Here is a 1,326-nt window from a genome sequence, read left to right on the forward strand (position 1 = left end):
GGCGTGGAACGGCGGCGCGGCCGCCGGCGGCGCGGCGGGCGGCGGTGGTGGAGGCGGCGGTGGCGGCATCGCGCCGGCGCAGCTCTGCCGCCAGGCGGTGGATGGGCGCTTCCCCTTCACCCCGGGTGCCGCGAACGAGATCCCGATGGACGACTTCGCCCGCCTCTTCGCCCCGGGCGGCATGCTCGACACCTTCTTCAACACCCAGGTCCGGCCCTTCGTGGACATGTCCGGCCGCATCTGGCGCCCGCAGGCCGTGGACGGCGTGCCGGCGCCGGTGGGAGCGGAGGCGGTGCTGAACTTCCAGCGCGCCGCCGTGATCCGCGACATCTTCTTCGCCGGACAGCCGCAGCCCACCTTCCGCTTCGACATCGCGCCCTCCCAGCTCGATGCCGGGGCGCGGCAGGCCACGCTGGATCTGGACGGCGTGACGATCACCTACGCGCACGGCCCCACGCGCTCCACCCAGGTCACCTGGCCCGGGCCGAACCGGATGACCAATGTCCGCCTGGTCTTCGACCCCGCCCCCGCCGGTGCGCCGGGCGTGCTGCAGGCCAGCGGGCCCTGGGCGTTGATCCGGTTGTTCCAGCAGGGCACCATCCAGGGCGGCGGTGTCGCGGAGCGCTTCACCCTGTCCTTCCGGTCGGGCGAGCGGAGCATCTCCTACGACATCCGCGCCTCCTCCACGCTCAACCCGCTGGCCACCACCGTGCTGAGGGAGTTCCGGTGCCCGACGCTCTGATCCCGCCAGGCCCGGAATCGGGCCCCGTCCTTGCGGGCGGCGCCGGGTCCGGCGCGGCACGGGTGGGCTTTGTCGGCAAGCTGCCGGCACGCGGCGACTTCGTGGCGCGCGGCCTGCCGCGCAGCTTCGCGGAGCCCTGGGATGCCTGGCTGTCCATCGCGCTGCCCGGCAGCCGCGAGATCCTGGGGGAGGATTGGCTGCCCGCCTGGCTGGAGGCGCCGGTCTGGCGCTTCGCGCTGCCGGCCGGGCAATGCGGGCCGGATGCGGCGGCGGGCGTGCTGCTGCCCAGCGTGGACCGCAGCGGCCGGCACTGGCCGTTGACCCTCGGCGCGGTCTTCCCCGGCCTCTCCGCCGCACCGGTGCCCGAAGCCGCCTGGCTCGACGCGCTGGAGGAAGCCGGTCTCGCCGCCATCCTCTCGGATGCCGAGCCCGAGCAGGTGGCGGAGATGCTCGCCGCCGCGCCGCCCGGCTGGGGCATCGGCAGCGGGATGGCCAGTTGGTGGACGGCCGGCGCGCCGCGCGTCGCGCCGCGCGGCTTCCAGGCCGGCGCGCTGCCCGGACCGGCCGCCTTCGCCGCCATGCTG

At 75.6% G+C, this 1,326-nt stretch carries 2 protein-coding genes; both read left to right on the top strand.

From position 1 onward, the window contains the following. The coding region (locus OZN99_RS31760; RefSeq protein WP_270939178.1) for a type VI secretion IcmF C-terminal domain-containing protein at window positions 1–742 on the top strand (742 nt) is incomplete at its 5' end. After that, window positions 727–1,326, top strand: a 600-nt coding sequence (tagF, locus tag OZN99_RS31765) for a type VI secretion system-associated protein TagF (protein ID WP_270939179.1), incomplete at its 3' end; no start/stop codon positions are given. The genes OZN99_RS31760 and tagF, both read left to right, overlap by 16 nt.

The organism is Falsiroseomonas oryzae, from assembly GCF_027856955.1.
Classification (GTDB): Bacteria; Pseudomonadota; Alphaproteobacteria; order Acetobacterales; family Acetobacteraceae; genus Falsiroseomonas; species Falsiroseomonas oryzae.